This is a genomic window from Gordonia sp. C13, from assembly GCF_023218005.1.
Lineage (GTDB): Bacteria > Actinomycetota > Actinomycetes > Mycobacteriales > Mycobacteriaceae > Gordonia > Gordonia namibiensis.
The window spans coordinates 25,985-43,193 of sequence record NZ_JALPSY010000002.1 but is presented as its reverse complement, the minus strand read 5'-3'; the positions used below and the strand labels follow the sequence as shown (position 1 = coordinate 43,193).

The following is a 17,209-nucleotide window of genomic DNA, read 5'->3' as shown; positions in this document are numbered from 1 at the left end:
TCGATGAAATCCACCGAGAAAGTCACCGACACCACCGGGACGTTCAGCGTCGACGAACTGAACGAGGCGTTCGCCGGCTTCCAGCGCACGGTCGCCGAGGTCGCGGTCAGCGGGGACTGGGACCGCTACGCCGACATGTTCACCGAGGACGCCGACTTCGTCGAGCACGCACTGGGGACGATGCGCGGCCGCGAGGAGATCCGGGCCTGGGCCTGGCGCACCATGACGGCCTTCCCCGGCAGCCACATGACGTTGTTCCCCTCGCTGTGGCACGTCGTCGACGCCCCGACGAGCCGGGTCATCTGCGAGGTCGACAACCCGATGCGCGACCCCGGCGATCAGAGCCTGATCACCGCCACGAACATCACCATCCTCACCTATGCCGGCGACGGCCTGTGGAGCAAGGAGGAGGACGTCTACAACCCGATGGAGTTCGGCCGGGCGGCGATGACGTGGTGTGAGAAGGCCCGCGAATTCGGCAACCTCGACGAGGCCGCGGAGAAGTGGATGACGACCACGGGCGCCTTCTTCGCCCGGCCCCACAGCACGGACTGACCCCGGCAGGGACCCCGCCCACCTGCGTCGCGACCGCCGGGTGGCAGGCCACGACGACCGTGACCGACACCACCGGGCAGGGTCGTAACGTCGGCACCGTCAGGACACGACAGCATTCCAGACGGACTTGGGACGTGGTCCCGAGTGCCGTAGGCTAGAGCTTTGACCAGTGGGGGTAGGGCTGCGCGGCCGCGTGTCCGAGACCACCCAAGGTCCGCCCGGGTGGGCGCGACCCGCCCACGACGACGTCGCGATCACACTCGTGGCACCGCCGCGAGGCTGACAAGACGACACACGTACGACGACATACGCGGACACCGTTTCGGAGGACATCTATATGGCACGCGAGCTGACGCAACTCGAGCTCCTCAAGGAGCTCGCCCCGGTTGCCGAGGACAACGTCAACCGTCACCTGAAGATCGCCAAGGACTGGAACCCGCACGACTACGTCCCGTGGGACGAGGGCCGCAACTTCGCCGCCCTCGGTGGTGTCGACTACGACCCCGAGCAGTCGCAGCTCGACGAAGTCGCCAAGGCCGCGATGATCACCAACCTGCTGACCGAGGACAACCTGCCCTCGTATCATCGGGTCATCGCCGACAACTTCTCGATGGACTCCGCCTGGGGCCACTGGGTCGGTCGCTGGACCGCCGAGGAGAACCGCCACGGCATCGTCATGCGCGACTACCTCGTCGTGACCCGCGGTGTCGATCCGGTCGCCCTCGAAGAGGCCCGGATGATCCACATGACCAACGGCTACGACCCGATGCTGGCGGCCGCCGGCCGCGTCGACGAGCTCGAGGAGCACGCCGACGAGCTGGGCCTCCTCCACTCGGTCGCGTACGTGACCTTCCAGGAGCTCGCGACCCGCGTCAGCCACCGCAACACCGGCAAGGCCTGCAACGACCCGATCGCCGACAAGATGCTGCAGCGCATCGCGGCCGACGAGAACCTGCACATGATCTTCTACCGCAACATCTGCGGTGCGGGCTTCGACATCGCCCCCGACCAGACGCTGCGCGCGGTCACCGACATCGTCACCAACTTCCAGATGCCCGGCGCCGGTATGCCCAACTTCCGCCGCCACGGTGTGCTGATGGCCAAGCACGGCATCTACGACCTCCGCCAGCACCTCGAAGAGGTCGTCATGCCGGTTCTGCGCAAGTGGAACGTCTTCGAGCGCGACGACTTCACCGCCGAGGGCGAGAAGGTCCGCGAGGAGCTGGCCGCCTTCCTCGAGCAGCTCGAGAAGGACACCATCCGCTTCGAGGAGATGCGCGATCGTTCGCTCGCCCGCGAGGCCAAGAAGCGGGAGCAGCAGGCATCCTGAGTACGACCCTCTCCACCAGCCCGGCGCCTTCGACCTCCGAAGGCGCCGGTTCTGCGTCGTCTGCGGAACGTCGTTCCGGGGCGTCCGCCAAGTTGCGCATCGGCTCCATCGAACTGGCGAGCCCCGTCGTGCTCGCCCCGATGGCCGGCGTCACCAATGTCGCGTTCCGCACGCTGTGCCGCGAACTCGAGCTCGCCCGCACCGGCACCGTCTCCGGCCTGTACGTCTGCGAGATGGTGACCGCCCGCGCGCTCGTCGAACGCCACCCGGTCACGATGCACATGACCACCTTCGGCCCCGATGAGAACCCGCGATCGATGCAGCTCTACACCGTCGATCCGGAGTACACGTACCAGGCCGCGAAGATGATCGTCGACGAGAACCTCGCCGACCACATCGACATGAACTTCGGCTGCCCCGTACCCAAGGTGACGCGTAAGGGCGGTGGCTCGGCCATCCCCTACAAGCGGACTCTGTTCCGCAAGATCGTCGCGGCCGCCGTCCGGGCGACCGAGGGCACCGACATCCCGGTCACCGTCAAGTTCCGCATCGGCATCGACGACGACCACCGCACACACCTCGACGCCGGCCGCATCGCCGCCGAGGAGGGTGCCGCGGCGGTCGCCCTGCACGCCCGGACCGCGTCGCAGCGGTACTCCGGCGAGGCCGACTGGGACGAGATCGCGCGCCTGAAGGAACACGTCACCTCGGTTCCGGTCCTGGGTAACGGCGACATCTTCGAACCCGCCGACGCCGTGGCGATGATGGACCGGACCGGCTGCGACGGCGTCGTCGTCGGCCGCGGCTGCCTCGGACGTCCGTGGCTGTTCGCCGAGCTCGCCGCGGAGCTCAACGGTTTCGACGCCCCCACTCCCCCGAACCTGGGCGAGGTCGCCGAGATCATGGTCCGGCACTGCCAGCTCCTCGTCGACCACCACGGTGAGATGAAGGGCTGCCGCGAGATCCGCAAGCATGTGGCGTGGTACCTACGGGGATTCCCGGCCGGCTCGGAGATCCGGCGGCGGATGGCACTCGTCGGCAGCGTCGACGAGCTACGCGAACTGCTGTCCGAGCTGCCTGCCGACGCGCCGTTCCCCAGCGACGGCCACGGTCCGCGCGGCCGCCAGGGTTCGCCGGCGAAGGTCGCACTGCCCGACGGCTGGCTCGACGATCCCGACGAGGACGTCGTGCCCGCCGGCGCGGAGATCATGCACTCCGGCGGCTGACACATTCTGCGAAAACCGTCACAACGCACCGCTGGCTGAGGCTGCTTCTCAGGTGCGATCAGTAGTATGGCGCGAAGGTCCCGGCCTGCCGGGTCCCTACGTGCTTGCGCACCGCGTCGACCAGCCCCGACGCGCGGTTGGCGTCTTGTAGACCTCGGAGGAACGTGCATTGAGTCGTTGGACATCGGGACCGGACGAACCGGAGGCGGGCGACGAGGCCAACAGGTCTCGTCGTGGCCGTCGTGCCGGACGCCCGGACGATGGCAACGACCGCCGTCCTCCGGTGGATCCCCGCGCCCAGAACCCAGACTGGGGTGCACACCCGAGTCTGCGGGAACCGCGTGCGAGTGACCGCTTCGTACGTGGGCGGACGCGCCTGACCGTCCGCGAGCTCATGGAGCAGATGAACGCGGAGGAACCGCGGACACCTCCGACAGACGCCCCACGCCGCGGACGCTTCCGCGCCGACACCACCGACCAGGCACCCCCGGCCGGTCGGCCCACGAACATCCCGCCGACGACCCGCGACCGGTCGCGCCGCTTCGATCCGGCGCAATCCGACCAGGTGCGGCCCCCGCGGCCTCCGCTCGGGCGCAGCGATCAGGGGCAACCCGCGGCAGACGATCGTCCCACCGAGATCCACCACTTCGGCAACGACGTCACCCAGAAGATCCGCACCATCGGTGACAAACCCGACGCTCCCGCGCCCGACCTGTCGGACCAGGCCACCGCGAAGCGGGCCATCGAGGAGTCGCGCGCCCAGGACGCCATGGTGCCGCCGGTGGCCCCGAGTCCGCCGCGCGCACCGCTCGAGCGCACCCCCGACCTGACCGGTCCGCTGCAACTCCGTCAGGGTCCCCGGCGTCATCCCGGCCGCGGCGATGATCCGCGCGGCTCCCTCCTCCGCAAGACCACTGCCACCGGGCGCATCCTGGTGGCCATCGCCTGTGTGACCGCCCTCGTCGGCACCGGCTTCGTCTGGAACTACCTGCAGTCGTGGAACGGCAACTGGCGCAACGTCACCGCCGTCGACGCCGAAGACAAGAACATCCGCAACAAAGACGCCCAGCACGGTGACGAGACCTACCTGATCGTCGGCACCGACACCCGCGGCGGCAACAACTCCAAGGTCGGCGCAGGTACCGTCGCCGACGCCGAGGGTGCGCGCTCGGACACCGTCATCCTGGTCAACGTGCCGGCCAACCGCGAGCGCGTCGTCGCGGTGTCCTTCCCCCGCGACCTCCAGGTCGATCGCCCCGCGTGCAACTCCTGGGACAACGAGACCGGTGAATACGGCGCCGAGCTACCCGCCGAAGACGGGGTCAAGCTCAACAGCGTCTACTTCTACGGCGGCCCGCAGTGCCTCGTCCGTGTGATCACCCAGATGAGCGGTCTCAACATCAACCACTTCATCGGCATGGACTTCTACGGTTTCGAGAAGGTCGTCCGCGCGATCGGCGGCGTCGAGGTCTGCTCCACAGCGCCGCTCTACGACTACGAGATCGGCCACATCCTCCGTAAGCCCGGCAAGCAGAAGCTGACCGGACGCCGAGCCCTCAACTACGTCCGGGCCCGCAACATCGCCTCGGAGGGCAATGGCGACTACGGCCGCATCAAGCGCCAGCAGCTGTTCATGTCGTCGCTGCTGCGTTCGACACTGTCGGGCAATGTGTTGTCCAACCCGAACAAGCTCAACGGCATCGTCAACACCTTCATCGAGTACAGCTACGTCGACGGTGTGGACACCCAGTCGCTGATCCAGCTCGCCGAGTCGATGCAGGGCATCGAGGCCGGTCGCGTCTCCTTCCTGACCATTCCCACCTCCGGCACCTCGGAGGACGGTATGAACAACGAGATCCCGCGCACCGACGACGTCGACGCGATCTTCAACGCGATCATCGACGACCTGCCGCTGCCCGGTGAGAAGGTCGAGAAGAAAAAGCCGACGTCCAAGGCGCCGTCGCGGGCCCCGAGCTCGCGGAACTCGACCGAGACCCCGGGGCGCATCAACGCCACCGCGCAGAATCCCGGCAACGTCGGTGTGCGCGTACTCAACGGCACGCCCACCACCGGCCTGGCCGCCGAGGTCTCCGAGCAGTTGACCCCGTACGGCTTCGATGTGCGCGGCGTCGCCGACGCGTCGGAGAACCGGGACGACACCGTCGTGCGGTACGGCCCGGGACAGCAGAACGCGGCCGCCACACTGGCCGCGATGTTCCCCGGCGCCGAGATCCAGCTCGACCGGACGGTCAAGTCGGGTGTCGAACTCATCCTCGGGTCCGACTTCACCGGTGACCTGGGATCGGTGCCCGATGCCGGGGCCACGGTGAACGTCGAGCAGCTCGCGCCGGCCGAGAACACCGGTGACCTGCCCAACGACCTCGCCGTCACCAACGCGGGCGACACCACCTGTACCTAGTCCGGCCGGTCCGGACGAGCGGCGTCGGAGTCTCTGCACCGGACGTTCATGCTGCGTTCATCGGTCGTGGGCGGAGTGGACCGATCCCCGACGTATCCTGGGGACATGCGTACCGCCTACCAAGAGCAACTCGAGGCGCTGACCCACGTCCTGGGTGAGATGTGTGAACTCGCGGGGACCGCGATGTCGCGAGCCACCCAGGCACTGCTGCAGGCCGACCTCGCCGTTGCCGAAGAGGTCATCGGCGACGCCGAGCGGATGACGCAGTTGTCGGCACGTGCCGAGGAACAGTCCTTCGCCCTTCTCGCACTGCAGGCCCCGGTCGCCGGTGACCTCCGCGGCGTCGTCAGCGGTTTCCAGATCGTCGCCGACGCCGACCGGATGGGCGCGCTCGCCCTCCATGTCGCGAAGGTCGCCCGTAGACGCCATCCCGCCAAGGCCCTCCCCGAGGAGGTCAACGGTTACTTCGCGGAAATGGGCCGGCTCGCGGTGACCCTCGCGAAGAGCGCCCACGAGGTCCTCGTAACCCGCGATCCCAAAGCCGCGCTGCGCCTGCAAGAAGACGACGACGCGATGGACGACCTCCACCGCCACCTGTTCACCGTCCTGATGGACCGCGAATGGCAGCACGGGGTCGCTGCCGCGGTCGATGTGACACTGCTGGGACGCTACTACGAACGGTTCGCCGATCACGCCGTGTTGATCGGCCGTCGGGTGGTGTTCACCGCCACCGGCAAGACCCCCGAGCAGTTCCAGAACGTCGGGTGATCTTCCTCGCTCGCCTCCCCGAGGCGAGCGAGGGAACACATCCGAAGAAGCCGAGAATTCAGTTCGACGAACCGAACGCCCCCCGTCTTCACGTCAGTGAACATGGAGAGCCGTCAGCGACCGGAACCGATTTCGCAGCTCCACCTGTCCCCGTTATGGTGGCGGGCATGGGCCAGAATCAGCCGGTCGAACCCGACTTCAATGCGATGACCGACGAGGACGCGGCAGCCGCCGCTCACCGCCGGCAGATCATCACCTATCTCGGTGTCATCGCCTCGCTCATCGCTCTACTCGTCATCCTTCTCATCAACATGTGAGAAGCAGACAGGGTCCCTCCCATCGTGGGAAGGACCCTGTCGGAGTGATTGCCGAGGCTCTAGCCGAACCGACCCGAGATGTAGTCCTCGGTCTCCTTGTTCGTCGGATTCGAGAACATCGTCTCGGTGTCGTTGATCTCCACGAGCTGCCCGGGCTGACCGACGCCCTCCAGGTTGAAGAAGGCGGTCTGGTCGCTCACGCGGGCGGCCTGCTGCATGTTGTGGGTCACGATGACGATCGTGTACTCCTTCTTGAGCTCGCCCATCAGATCCTCGATCGCCAGCGTCGAGATGGGGTCGAGCGCCGAGCACGGCTCGTCCATCAGCAGCACGTCCGGCGAGACCGCGATCGCCCGCGCGATGCACAGCCGCTGCTGCTGGCCGCCGGAAAGGCCGCCGCCCGGCTTGTCGAGGCGGTCCTTGACTTCGTCCCACAGGTTCGCGCCGCGCAGGCTGCGCTCGGCGACCTCGTCGAGTTCGGCCCGGTTGCGCACGCCCTGCAGGCGCAGTCCGGCGACGACGTTGTCCTTGATCGACATCGTCGGGAACGGGTTGGGCCGCTGGAACACCATGCCGATCGTGGCGCGCACACTGACCGGGTCGACGTTGCGACCGTAGATGTCCTCACCGTCGAGCAGTACGCTGCCCTCCGCGTACGCACCCGGGGTGACCTCGTGCATGCGGTTCAGGGTCCGCAGCACCGTCGACTTACCGCAGCCCGACGGTCCGATGAAGGCGGTGATGCAGCGCGGCGGCACCTCGAGGGTCACGTCCTTCACCGCGTGGAAGTCGCCGTAGTAGATGTTCAGGTCTTTGATGTCGAGGCGCTTTGCCATGACTGTTCCGTTTCTACAGAGATGTTTCAGGAGGTCTTGGGCGCGAAGATCTTCGACACGACCTTGGCCCCGAAGTAGACGATGGCCACGAGGACGACCAGGCAGAGGGCCGCACCCCAGACCTCGTCGAAGGCGCCTGGCCCGTTGTTGTACTGCTGCACCATCATCAGCGGCAGCGACTGCTGATTGCCGTCGAAGGGATTCCAGTTCATCGCGCGGGTAGAACCGACCAGGATGAGCACGGGCGCCGACTCCCCCATCACACGCGCGATGGCCAGCATCACGCCGGTCACGATGCCGGATAGTGCCGTCGGCAGCACGATCTTCACGATGGTCTTCCACTTCGGGATGCCCAGCGCGTAGGACGCCTCACGCAGGTCCTGCGGGACGATCTTGAGCATCTCCTCGGTCGCCCGGACCACCAGCGGGACCATCAGCAGCACCAGCGCGATCGCCACGACGAAACCCGACCGGGGGAACCCGAGCGTGGTGCGCCAGACCGCATAGACGAACAGAGCCGCGACGATCGACGGGACACCGGAGAGGATGTCGACCATGAAGGTGGTCACGCGGGCGAGCACCGACGTCTTGGTGGCGTATTCGACGAGGTAGATCGCCACGAAGATACCGAGGGGGATCGAGATGACGGCGGCCAGCGCGGTCTGGATCAACGTGCCGACGATGGCGTTGGCAGCGCCGCCCTTGCGTTCCGGCAACGTCCACCAGTCGATGTCGAGCAGCGGTTCGATGCCGCGGATGACCAGGGTGGCGACCAGCCACACGAGCGGCACCAGCGCGACGAGGAGCGCGGCGACGACCGCGATCCGGACCACGTGATCGGTGACGCGTCGACGCTTCGCCAGCGGGGTGAAGCCGGAGGGCTTCTTGACCGGGTCGGCCGTGGGCGACGGGGTGATGGCGGTCATGCTCACTTCTTTCCGGCGACGACCGCACGAGCGGCGGCGTTGACGATGAAGGTCAGGACGAAGAGGGTCAGGCCTGCGGAGATGTACGCGCCGGTCTTGGCCGGCGAGTCGAACTCGGCGGCGTTGTTCGCGATCTTGGTCGCGAAGGTCTCACCACTCTCCATGAGGTTGAAGTTCATCGGCCCGGCAGTGGAGATGATCAGCAGCAGCGCCATCGTCTCGCCGAGCGCGCGCCCGAGGCCGAGCATCGAACCGGAGATGTAGCCGGAGAAGCCGAAGGGCAGCACCGCGAGCTTGACGACCTCGAATTTCGTGGCGCCCAGGGCGAGCGCCGCCTCCCGGTGTCCCTTCGGGGTTTGCATGAAGACCTCGCGGGTGACCGCGGTGATGATCGGCAGGATCATGACGGCGAGCACGATGCCCGCGGTGAGCAGCGTGCCGCCGGTGGACATGTTCGCGACCTGGGTGGGCTGCTGGAAGAACGGCATGAAACCGAGGTGCCCGACGACCCACTCGTTGACCGGTACCAGCGCCGGCCCCAACACCAGGATGCCCCAGAGGCCGTAGACGATCGAGGGCACCGCGGCGAGCAGGTCGACGGTGTAGGTGATGGGTCCGACGAGACGCTTGGGTGCGTACTCGGTGAGGAAGATCGAGATCCCGAGCGCCACCGGCATCGCGATGAGGAGTGCGATGACCGAGACGACGACGGTCGCATAGAAAAGCTGCGGGATGCCGAAGGCGAGCTGGTTGCCGCTGGTGATCCAGTCACCGGTGTAGGTGAAGAAGTTCTCCTCGTTCTTCAGCAGCGACGGGACGGCCTGCGCGACGAGGAACAGCGCGATCAGCCCGATGACGAGCGAGACGACGAACCCCGAACCGACGGCCAGCGTGCGGAAGATCTGGTCGGCCACGCGGTGACGGGCCGCAGAGTGCAGGCTGCCCGAGGACGAGCCGTCGGGCGATGCCTCGGGGAGGCTCGTCCGGTCGGAATCCGGCGGGACCGCACCATCCTGTTTGCTCAGCGACGTCATGCGTCCTTCTCGTGCTTCCGCTCTGGTCATTGGGGCCACTTCCCGGTCCACCGCTCACAGTCCGTGCGACACGCGAAGAGTCGTGTCAGTGTGTCAACCGCGAGCGCGGGGCCGCAAACCCTGGCGGCCCCGCACGCGCTGCTCTGTTGTCTCACGTCAGGCGTTGCCGCTACCGGCGAGCGCATCGACGGTGCCCTGCAACTTGGCCTTGAAGCTCTGCGGCACCGGCACGTAGCCGATCTCCTCGAGGCCGGTCTGACCGTCGTCGAGGATCTTGGTGAACGCATCCTTCAGGGTGGTGCTGGTCGCCTCATCGGAGTAACCCGCCGAGCAGACGATGGAGTACGGGGTCAGCAACAGTGGGTAGGCGCCCGGAGCCTTCGACGCGAAGAGCGCGTCGGTGTCGACGACGAGGTCCTTGCTGTCCGGGTTCTTGAACGCCAGCGCGTCGAGGGCCTTGCCCGCGCTCGCCGCGTTCAGCTCAACCGGGCCGGCACCGAAGTCGATGTCGGCGACGCCGAGGTCGTTCTCGGTGGCGAATCCCCATTCGACGTAGCTGATCGAGCCCGGCGTCTTCTTGACGGTGTCGCCGACGCCGGTCGACTTCGACGCGCCGGAGCCGACGTTCTTGGGGGCGAACTCCTTGCTGTGCTCGTACGGCCAGTCGTTCGGCGCCGAGTTCTGCAGGAACCGCTGGAAGTTGTCGGTCGTGCCCGAACTGTCGGAGCGGTAGACCGGGACGATGTCGTCACCGGGCAGCTGCGCGCCCGGGTTGAGCGCGGCGACCGCCGGATCGTTCCACTTGGTGATCTTGCCGTTGAAGATCTTCGCGATGACGGTGGGATCGAGCTTGAGGTTGTCGACGCCCTGAAGGTTGTAGGCGATCGCAACCGGTCCGACGACCAGCGGCAGATGCCAGGGATCGTTACCGTTGCAGCGTTCCTTGGCCGCGGTGACCTCGTCGGCCTTGAGTGCCGAGTCGGAACCCGCGAAGTCTACGTCGCCGGCGATGAACTTCTTGATGCCGTCACCGGAGCCGCTGCCGGTGTAGTCGAGGACGATGTCGCTGTCGTCCGAGAGGATTTGGCTGAAGTGCTCCATGGCCTTCTGCTGGGCGGTGGAGCCCTCGCCACTCACCGTCTGGCTGTCTCCCCCACCACACGCCGTCACCAGGGTCAGTGCCGCGATTGCCGACACCGCCGCCAGAGCGCCGTTCCGCTTGATTCTCACCGCAGGTGTTGCCTTTCCTTTTCGTGCTCCGTCCCGAGGACCGGGTGTCCGGAGTGTCCGAAAGGAAAGCTAAGCGCGCCGGGTGGCCTGATCCCCGACAGAAGATGAACGGAAGGTGAACCCGGCACGTCGGGCTCGCGACGACCGGCTGAGGGGACTCAGCCGTAGGCGACGTCGACGGCGAACCTGGTGAAGCCGAGACGTTCGTACGTCCGCAGCGCCGCCGTGTTGTCACCCTCGACGTAGAGGTTGATCTCGGCGACGCCGCGCCGTGCGAGGTGGTGGAGTCCGGCGAGCGTCAGCAGCTTGCCGAGCCCGCGTCCCTGGGCCTGCGGATCGACCCCGACGATGTACACCTCACCGAGTTCGGCGTCGTGCAGTTTGGTCCAGTGGAACCCGAGAAGCCTCGTGGGGTTCTCGGTGTCGAAGGCCAGGAAGAGGCCTTCGGGGTCGAACCAGTCGGCGGCGACCCGCTCGGTGATCTGATCGAGCTCCCAGCCGCCCTGTTCGGGATGCCAGTCGAAGGCGGCGTTGTTGACGCGCAGGATCTCCGCGTCGTCCGCCGATCCGTCGTAGGTCCGGAGCGTGAGCCCCGGATCGATTGCGAGCTCGGGGAGTTCGTGCCCTTCCCCGACCGGTCGCCGCAGTTGCAGCAGTTCACGACGCTTCTGCAGTCCCATCGCCGACGCGAGCGCCACCGCTCCGGGAAGGTCGCCATGCGCCCACACACGGGCGTCGAGACCGCCCTGTCGCGCCTCGGCGAACGCGGCCTCGAGCAGCCGACGGCCCTTGCCCTGGCGCCGCTGATCCGGGTCGACGACCGCCTCGATCATCGACGGTTCGCCGTCCCGACCGGGGACGATGTTGGCGTACGCCCCCGTCGACCACACCTGGACGATCGGCGAATCCGCATCGGCGTCAATCGCTTTCACCGCCTCGTCGGAGAGTGGAGCGACGCCGTCGGCGACTGTCGCGGCACGCACCAGGCGATGCGCCTCGGCGATCACCTCCGCCGGAGCGGCCCCTCGTCGTACCTGGACATCGTCAGCTTCCGGCGCTGGCACTGAACTCCTCGTCGAAGGGACCGGGACCGTCGATCGTGTCGTCGAAATCGGCCGGATCGACATCCGGCACACCGTCTTCCGAGGCATCCCCGGTGTCGGGCTGAGCCGTCCGGCCGCGTGTGGGCCGCACTGCCTTGTATCCGACGTTGCGGACCGTACCGATCAGTGATTCGTGTTCGCTCCCGAGCTTGGCGCGGAGTCGACGGACGTGCACGTCGACCGTGCGCGTGCCGCCGAAGAAGTCGTAGCCCCACACCTCCTGGAGCAGCTGGGCGCGCGTGAACACGCGACCTGCGTTCTGCGCCAAGTACTTCAGCAGTTCGAATTCCTTGTAAGTCAGATCGAGGGGACGCCCACGCAGTCGCGCGGTGTACGTCCCCTCGTCGATGACCAGTTCCCCCAGGGTGACCTTGCCCGAGGTCTCCTCGGCGGCCACCCCCCGGGTGCGCACGACCAGCAATCGCAACCGCGCGTCGAGCTCTGCCGGACCCGTCCCCGGGAGCAGGAATTCGTCGATGCCCCAGTCGGCATTGACCGCGACCAAGCCACCCTCGGTCAGCACAGCCGCCACCGGCACCGACGAACCGGTGCTACCCAGCAGACGGCACAGTCCTCGTGCTGCCGCCAGGTCGGCGCGGGCGTCGACGAGGGCCACATCTGCGTTGCCCGCCTCCATGAGTGAGGAGACCTCCGTCGGGGCGACTCGCACGTTGTGGGCGAGGAGCGACAGCGACGGCAAGACCGATTCCGGATTGGGATCGGCCGTCAACAACAAGAGATCCACCTAGCACTCCGATCTCGTTCGGTTCCGGACCAACCAATCCGCTCACCACGCTGTGAACGCCTCCGCGCACATCGTCGAAGATTGTTTACGCTGCCTTACCAACGTGTGCGAGATAGGTGACAGAATAGCGCCACCGACGCACACCGCTGTTAACTAGGCGAGTCGAAGCCGTCGGTGCACACGATGGAGAGGGTGGTCTTCCGAGCATGCCGGGCATCCGGAAAGTCCTCGTCATCGCGGCGGTGATCGTCATGGTCGCGGCGGCGGCAATCCTGCTCGTCGACGTCGGCGCGGCCATCCGCGGCGAACACCGGTTGTCGGTGGCCCTCGCCGAATCACCGCGCGTCCCATCCGATCCCGAGGTGACCCTCGCCGGGTTCCCGTTCCTCACCCAGGCCAGGACGGGAGACTACCCGGGTGTGACGATCGCCGCCCGCGGCGTCGAACTCCCGGGTTGTGAACCCGTACGCGGCGTCTGTCGCGGCGAACTGGGCGCCGTACTCGGCCGATTCCGGGGTCCCGAACGAGGCGATTTCTCCGCGAGTGATGTTCTGCACACCGACTCGATCTCGGCCTACACCCGCCTCGATGCGGTCACCCTGGCGCGGTATCTGCGCATCACCGACCTGACCGTCAGCACGCCCGGCCCCGACGGGAAGGCCGGCAGCGGTGGCCCCCAGGACGGGGTCGTCTCACGGTCGGAGGGGGTCGTCTTCACCGGGACGGTGGCACTGCCGCCCGACGACGGCCGCGACGCCGACGATCCGCCGTCCGCGTCGGCATACACCGGTCCGAAGGTTCGAGTCAGCGTCGCGGTCGACCTCTCGGTGACCAACGGTGCGCTGCAGATCCGGGCCACCGACTTCTACACCGGACCCGAACGTCACGTGGACGCCGATGTCGGCGAGGACATGCGCGCGGCCGTGCTCGACCGGTTCAGCATGGTCCTCCCCCGACTCCCGATGGCCTGGGGGCTCGTCGCCCAGCGCGCGGAGAGCTTCGGCGGTGACGTCCAGCTGGTGTCCGAATCGGGCGTCACCGACGTGCGTCCGGACCGGTTCTGACCCGACGCCGCGACCAGACTCGCGCACATTCCGTTCGCAGCCTTTTCTCGCAGGTCAGAGTGCAATCCACCCGGGGTTTCGGACTCTGTTCGGCACTGTTGTACCCTCGTTGGCATGCAACAGCGCCGTGAGTACATGCTCACACGTCGCCGGGCGATCGACTTCTGTCGTGTCGCCGATTGTTGCTGTCGCACGCACCGCTGACGGTGTGCCATGACAAGCGCTGCCCCGCAGCCGCGCCATGCGCACCGCCGATGACGACGGGGTGCGTTTCTCCCGAGGCCTGAGTGTCTTCTCCATGCGCCTCCTCGTTCATCACAGACAGAGCCGCGGGCGTTTGTCCGCGCCTCGCCGCTGTTACGCATCACCAGATCCACCCACCACCAGTTATCCATCCGAAAGGAACCAGACATGGCACGTTCCGACGTCCTGGTCAGCACCGAGTGGGCTGAGCAGAACCTCAACGCCGACAACACTGTCTTCATCGAGGTCGACGAAGACACCTCGGCTTACGATGGCGGCCACATCCCGGGCGCGATCAAGCTCGACTGGAAGCAGGATCTGCAGGACGGCATCCGTCGCGACTTCGTCGACGCCGACCGCTTCTCCAAGCTGCTGTCCGAGCGTGGCGTCTCCAACGACGACACCGTGATCCTCTACGGCGGCAACAACAACTGGTTCGCTGCCTACGCCTACTGGTACTTCAAGCTCTACGGCCACAACGACGTCAAGCTGATCGACGGCGGCCGCAAGAAGTGGGAGCTCGACGGCCGTCCGCTGTCCTCGGATGCGGTCACCCGTCCGGCCACCGAGTACAAGGCCTCCTCGCCCGACCTCAGCATCCGCGCCTTCCGCGACGAGGTCATCGACGCCATCGGCACCAAGAACTTGGTCGACGTGCGCAGCCCTGACGAGTTCTCCGGCAAGATCCTCGCGCCGGCTCACCTCCCCCAGGAGCAGGCGCAGCAGCGCGGCCACGTCCCCGGTGCGATCAACATCCCGTGGTCGACCACCGCCAACGAGGACGGCACCTTCAAGTCCGACGAGGAGCTCACCGCTCTGTACGCGGACAAGGGATTCGACGACAGCCGCGAGACCATCGCGTACTGCCGCATCGGCGAGCGCTCGAGCCACACCTGGTTCGTGCTGACCGAGCTGCTGGGCAAGAAGAACGTCAAGAACTACGACGGAAGCTGGGTCGAGTACGGCTCGCTGGTCGGTGCGCCGATCGAACTCGGAGAAGGAAAGTAATAACTATGTGTGCTGCACCCAAGCAGGGACAGAAGCTGCCTGCGGGCGTCGACGTGGAGAAGGAGACCGTCCTCACCGGACAGGTCACCGACGGCTCGGGTAACCCCGTTGCCGGCGCCTTCGTGCGTCTCCTCGACTCGACCGGTGAATTCACCGCCGAGGTCGTCGCCTCGCCCACCGGCGACTTCCGATTCTTCGCCGCTCCCGGAACCTGGACGGTTCGCGCCCTGTCTTCTGTGGGCAACGGCGATGCGTCGATCAGCCCGGAGGGTCCCGGCATCCACGAGCAGGACATCGTCGTCTCCAAGTGATGCAGTCCTAGTCGTGGGCGTCTGAGACCTCACGACGCGACCCGGTCACCGCGCTGCGGTGACCGGGTTTCGTCATTTCCGGGGCCGAAAATCGGGTGAATGCCCAGACATCCGTTCCCTGAGGAGCGCCTGCTGGAGCACCGTCCCGTTCCCTGAGGAGCGAAGCGTCTCGAAGGGAGACCCCCTGAACCTGTCGGACATCCCCGGGTTAGAATTTGCCTCGTGGTCCTTTTCTTCGAAATCCTGCTGATCCTGGCCGCCGTGCTGATCACCTGGTTTGGTGTCTACACCCTCTACCGCCTGGTCACCGACGAGTCGTGACGTCCCACCCGGGAGCCGGTGACGCCGGCGACGAACCAGTCGGCGCCGCCCCCTCGGGCGACGGTGTGCCCTCTGGCGACGGCGTCGTAGCCGGCGGTGGCACCCATCGTTCGGGCGACGAGGCGATCAACCAGGCCGAGGCACGTGCCATCGAGTCCGGCAGTCGTGAGCGCAACATCCCCACGTGGGACGATCTCCCGCTGCCCGCGGACACCGCCAACCTCCGCCTCGGCGCCGATCTCCATCCCGGCCTGCTGGCTCTGCTGCCACTCGTTGGCGTCTGGCGCGGCGAGGGCGAAGGCCACGACGCCGAAACCGACACCGACTACCACTTCGCGCAGCAGATCGTCGTTTCGCACGACGGACAGAACTTTCTCACCTGGGAGTCGCGCTCGTGGGTCATCGACGACGACGCCGCCTTCGAGCGTCCCGACCTCCGCGAATCCGGTTTCTGGCGCATCGGCGAGGACGACACCATCGAGTTGCTTCTCGCCCACGCCGAGGGATCGGTGGAGCTCTTCTACGGCACACCCCTCAACCAGACCTCGTGGGAACTGGCGACCGACGTCGTCATCAAGTCCCAGTCCGGCCGTCGCGCGGGCGGCGCCAAGCGTCTCTACGGGCTGGTTCCCGACGGCGACCTCGCCTACGTCGAAGAACGGGTCGGCACCGACGGTGACCTCTTCCCCCGACTGTCGGCCAAACTACGACGCCACGTCGGCTGAGCCCGGCCGCACTCTTCTCGACGCGCGCTCCGGGCGTCGCTCAGCGATGCACCCGGCTGCAGCCGCGTCGGCGATCCGAGAACGCCACGTACAGGTTGCGCTTCGGTAGCGCGCTGTACACCAGCGATCCGAGCATGACCACAACCGATCCGTATGCCGTGGCGGCTCCGGGGCGACCCGCCCATCCGGGGTGCACGGTTCCCGACGCCGAGACGTAGGGGCCACGTCCGGGCGAACCGGTCTGCCGTTGTCCCACCACCGAGAACACGTCGCTCTGCGCTGAGTGCGGGGAGACTGGGAAGTCGACCCGCTCACGCGGACCACATTCGACGACGCTGTACTCCGTCCCGGCCCGATGAACGACCGCAACCCAGCTGTCGCCGGCATTGCGAACAGTGAAAGTCGTTCCACCGGAACGGTATTGGTATGAGATCCGATCCTCCGCCGGGTCCCGTAGGCGGCAGCCGGCGAGTCCGCCGACCCAATCCGTGCTCCACGGGGTCAGGTAACGCTGGGCGAGGAACTCCCGCTCGGTCGGGATCGGGATGGTCACCGGCCTCGCCCTCCCCTGCTGGACCCACACCCCGCCATAGACCACCGGACGACCGTCGGCGCGTCGAGGCGCCTGCACGTAGGTGAACGAATCCTCGTCGGGCAGGATGATCATCTCGCCGGGTTCGAGACGCCGGAGCTCGACGCGGCCGTCGACGAAGAAGATCAGCGCGGCCGCGGGGCCGGCACCCCGGTTGTGGATGGACACGTGTTCGTCGTCGGCATGGAAGAGTCCGGCCTCGTGGGGGTCGGCAAAGGTGAAGCGGGGCGGCGTCGTGGTTCCGAAGTCGGGATCGCCGGGACCCCAGTACAGATCGTCCCACCGGCCGTCGCGAGCAGCGGCGTCGTCGGCGACAGCGCCTCCGAGACCAGGACCGACCGACTGTTCGCGGACTGCGTTCGTGGCGACCATCGTTCTCTCCTCGGGCGGGTGTCCCCTGTGGCAGGTATTCGTGACAGGTACATCGCCGGACTGCTCCGGTTCATAACGCCCGCA

Annotated in this window: 17 protein-coding genes; 10 read left to right on the top strand and 7 right to left on the bottom strand. The window is 66.9% G+C overall.

All coding sequences use genetic code 11. From position 1 onward, the window contains the following. The first annotated feature begins 3 nt into the window (after positions 1–3). From M1L58_RS02700 to M1L58_RS02675, 6 genes are all read left to right on the top strand, one after another. Positions 4–555, top strand: coding sequence for a nuclear transport factor 2 family protein (locus tag M1L58_RS02700; RefSeq protein WP_248657738.1), 552 nt, complete (start codon positions 4–6; stop codon positions 553–555). A 337-nt stretch (positions 556–892) separates the two neighbouring features. Next, positions 893–1,885 carry an acyl-ACP desaturase gene (locus M1L58_RS02695; RefSeq protein WP_006866192.1) on the top strand — a complete coding sequence of 331 codons (993 nt, stop codon included), beginning with the start codon at positions 893–895 and terminating at the stop codon, positions 1,883–1,885. A gap of 92 nt (positions 1,886–1,977) precedes the next feature. Then, positions 1,978–3,111, top strand: a complete 1,134-nt coding sequence (dusB, locus tag M1L58_RS02690) for a tRNA dihydrouridine synthase DusB (protein WP_006866193.1) — start codon at positions 1,978–1,980, stop codon at positions 3,109–3,111. 169 nt (positions 3,112–3,280) lie between these two features. Continuing rightward, the gene (locus M1L58_RS02685; RefSeq protein WP_248657737.1) at positions 3,281–5,530 is read left to right on the top strand and encodes an LCP family protein; all 2,250 of its coding nucleotides are present in this window, start codon (positions 3,281–3,283) and stop codon (positions 5,528–5,530) included. Positions 5,531–5,635: 105 nt separating this feature from the next. Then, positions 5,636–6,298 (top strand): phosphate signaling complex protein PhoU, encoded by a 663-nt coding sequence (phoU, locus tag M1L58_RS02680; RefSeq protein ID WP_248657736.1) that lies wholly within the window; start codon positions 5,636–5,638, stop codon positions 6,296–6,298. Positions 6,299–6,465: 167 nt separating this feature from the next. Beyond that, positions 6,466–6,615: a hypothetical protein gene (locus M1L58_RS02675; RefSeq protein WP_248657735.1), complete on the top strand. Its 150-nt coding sequence runs from the start codon at positions 6,466–6,468 to the stop codon at positions 6,613–6,615. Between the two features lie 59 nt (positions 6,616–6,674). Here M1L58_RS02675 and pstB read toward each other — a convergent pair whose 3' ends face one another. The 6 genes from pstB to M1L58_RS02645 form a co-directional block, all read right to left on the bottom strand. Next, the gene (pstB, locus tag M1L58_RS02670) at positions 6,675–7,451 is read right to left on the bottom strand and encodes a phosphate ABC transporter ATP-binding protein PstB (RefSeq protein WP_248657734.1); all 777 of its coding nucleotides are present in this window, start codon (positions 7,449–7,451) and stop codon (positions 6,675–6,677) included. A 26-nt stretch (positions 7,452–7,477) separates the two neighbouring features. Continuing rightward, positions 7,478–8,377, bottom strand: coding sequence for a phosphate ABC transporter permease PstA (gene pstA, locus M1L58_RS02665; RefSeq protein WP_248657733.1), 900 nt, complete (start codon positions 8,375–8,377; stop codon positions 7,478–7,480). Positions 8,378–8,379: 2 nt separating this feature from the next. Continuing rightward, the gene (gene pstC / locus M1L58_RS02660; protein ID WP_248657732.1) at positions 8,380–9,411 is read right to left on the bottom strand and encodes a phosphate ABC transporter permease subunit PstC; all 1,032 of its coding nucleotides are present in this window, start codon (positions 9,409–9,411) and stop codon (positions 8,380–8,382) included. Positions 9,412–9,567: 156 nt separating this feature from the next. Beyond that, positions 9,568–10,641 (bottom strand): phosphate ABC transporter substrate-binding protein PstS, encoded by a 1,074-nt coding sequence (gene pstS, locus M1L58_RS02655; RefSeq protein ID WP_248657731.1) that lies wholly within the window; start codon positions 10,639–10,641, stop codon positions 9,568–9,570. 158 nt (positions 10,642–10,799) lie between these two features. Beyond that, on the bottom strand, positions 10,800–11,705 hold the full coding sequence (gene mshD, locus M1L58_RS02650) for a mycothiol synthase (protein WP_248657730.1): 906 nt from the start codon (positions 11,703–11,705) through the stop codon (positions 10,800–10,802). Next, positions 11,686–12,489, bottom strand: coding sequence for a winged helix-turn-helix domain-containing protein (locus M1L58_RS02645; RefSeq protein ID WP_006866202.1), 804 nt, complete (start codon positions 12,487–12,489; stop codon positions 11,686–11,688). Before M1L58_RS02645 ends, mshD begins: the two co-directional genes overlap by 20 nt. A 206-nt stretch (positions 12,490–12,695) precedes the next feature. Here M1L58_RS02645 and M1L58_RS02640 point away from each other — a divergent pair, with 206 nt between their 5' ends. The 4 genes from M1L58_RS02640 (at position 12,696) to M1L58_RS02625 (ending at position 16,161) form a co-directional block, all read left to right on the top strand. Next, positions 12,696–13,553, top strand: coding sequence for an LmeA family phospholipid-binding protein (locus M1L58_RS02640; protein ID WP_248657729.1), 858 nt, complete (start codon positions 12,696–12,698; stop codon positions 13,551–13,553). A 411-nt stretch (positions 13,554–13,964) separates the two neighbouring features. Then, positions 13,965–14,804 carry a sulfurtransferase gene (locus M1L58_RS02635; RefSeq protein WP_006866204.1) on the top strand — a complete coding sequence of 280 codons (840 nt, stop codon included), beginning with the start codon at positions 13,965–13,967 and terminating at the stop codon, positions 14,802–14,804. Between the two features lie 5 nt (positions 14,805–14,809). Beyond that, complete coding sequence (locus tag M1L58_RS02630) at positions 14,810–15,115, top strand: DUF1416 domain-containing protein (protein ID WP_006866205.1); 306 nt, start codon at positions 14,810–14,812, stop codon at positions 15,113–15,115. A 317-nt stretch (positions 15,116–15,432) separates the two neighbouring features. Continuing rightward, positions 15,433–16,161, top strand: a complete 729-nt coding sequence (locus tag M1L58_RS02625; RefSeq protein WP_374112647.1) for an FABP family protein — start codon at positions 15,433–15,435, stop codon at positions 16,159–16,161. Between the two features lie 40 nt (positions 16,162–16,201). On the opposite strand, the gene M1L58_RS02620 is transcribed toward M1L58_RS02625, so the two are convergent. Then, entirely contained in the window at positions 16,202–17,125 is a 924-nt protein-coding gene (locus M1L58_RS02620) for a hypothetical protein (protein ID WP_248657728.1), read from the bottom strand. Between the last annotated feature and the right edge of the window lie 84 nt (positions 17,126–17,209).

Excerpts from the sequence above, each read along its gene's own strand:
- M1L58_RS02700 (WP_248657738.1), top strand. The coding sequence starts at position 4 with ATGAAATCCACCGAGAAAGTCACCGACACCACCGGGACGTTCAGCGTC.
- M1L58_RS02695 (WP_006866192.1), top strand. The coding sequence starts at position 893 with ATGGCACGCGAGCTGACGCAACTCGAGCTCCTCAAGGAGCTCGCCCCG.
- phoU (WP_248657736.1), top strand. The coding sequence starts at position 5,636 with ATGCGTACCGCCTACCAAGAGCAACTCGAGGCGCTGACCCACGTCCTG.
- M1L58_RS02675 (WP_248657735.1), top strand. The coding sequence starts at position 6,466 with ATGGGCCAGAATCAGCCGGTCGAACCCGACTTCAATGCGATGACCGAC.
- pstB (WP_248657734.1), bottom strand. The coding sequence starts at position 7,451 with ATGGCAAAGCGCCTCGACATCAAAGACCTGAACATCTACTACGGCGAC.
- pstA (WP_248657733.1), bottom strand. The coding sequence starts at position 8,377 with ATGACCGCCATCACCCCGTCGCCCACGGCCGACCCGGTCAAGAAGCCC.
- pstC (WP_248657732.1), bottom strand. The coding sequence starts at position 9,411 with ATGACGTCGCTGAGCAAACAGGATGGTGCGGTCCCGCCGGATTCCGAC.
- M1L58_RS02640 (WP_248657729.1), top strand. The coding sequence starts at position 12,696 with ATGCCGGGCATCCGGAAAGTCCTCGTCATCGCGGCGGTGATCGTCATG.
- M1L58_RS02635 (WP_006866204.1), top strand. The coding sequence starts at position 13,965 with ATGGCACGTTCCGACGTCCTGGTCAGCACCGAGTGGGCTGAGCAGAAC.
- M1L58_RS02630 (WP_006866205.1), top strand. The coding sequence starts at position 14,810 with ATGTGTGCTGCACCCAAGCAGGGACAGAAGCTGCCTGCGGGCGTCGAC.
- M1L58_RS02620 (WP_248657728.1), bottom strand. The coding sequence starts at position 17,125 with ATGGTCGCCACGAACGCAGTCCGCGAACAGTCGGTCGGTCCTGGTCTC.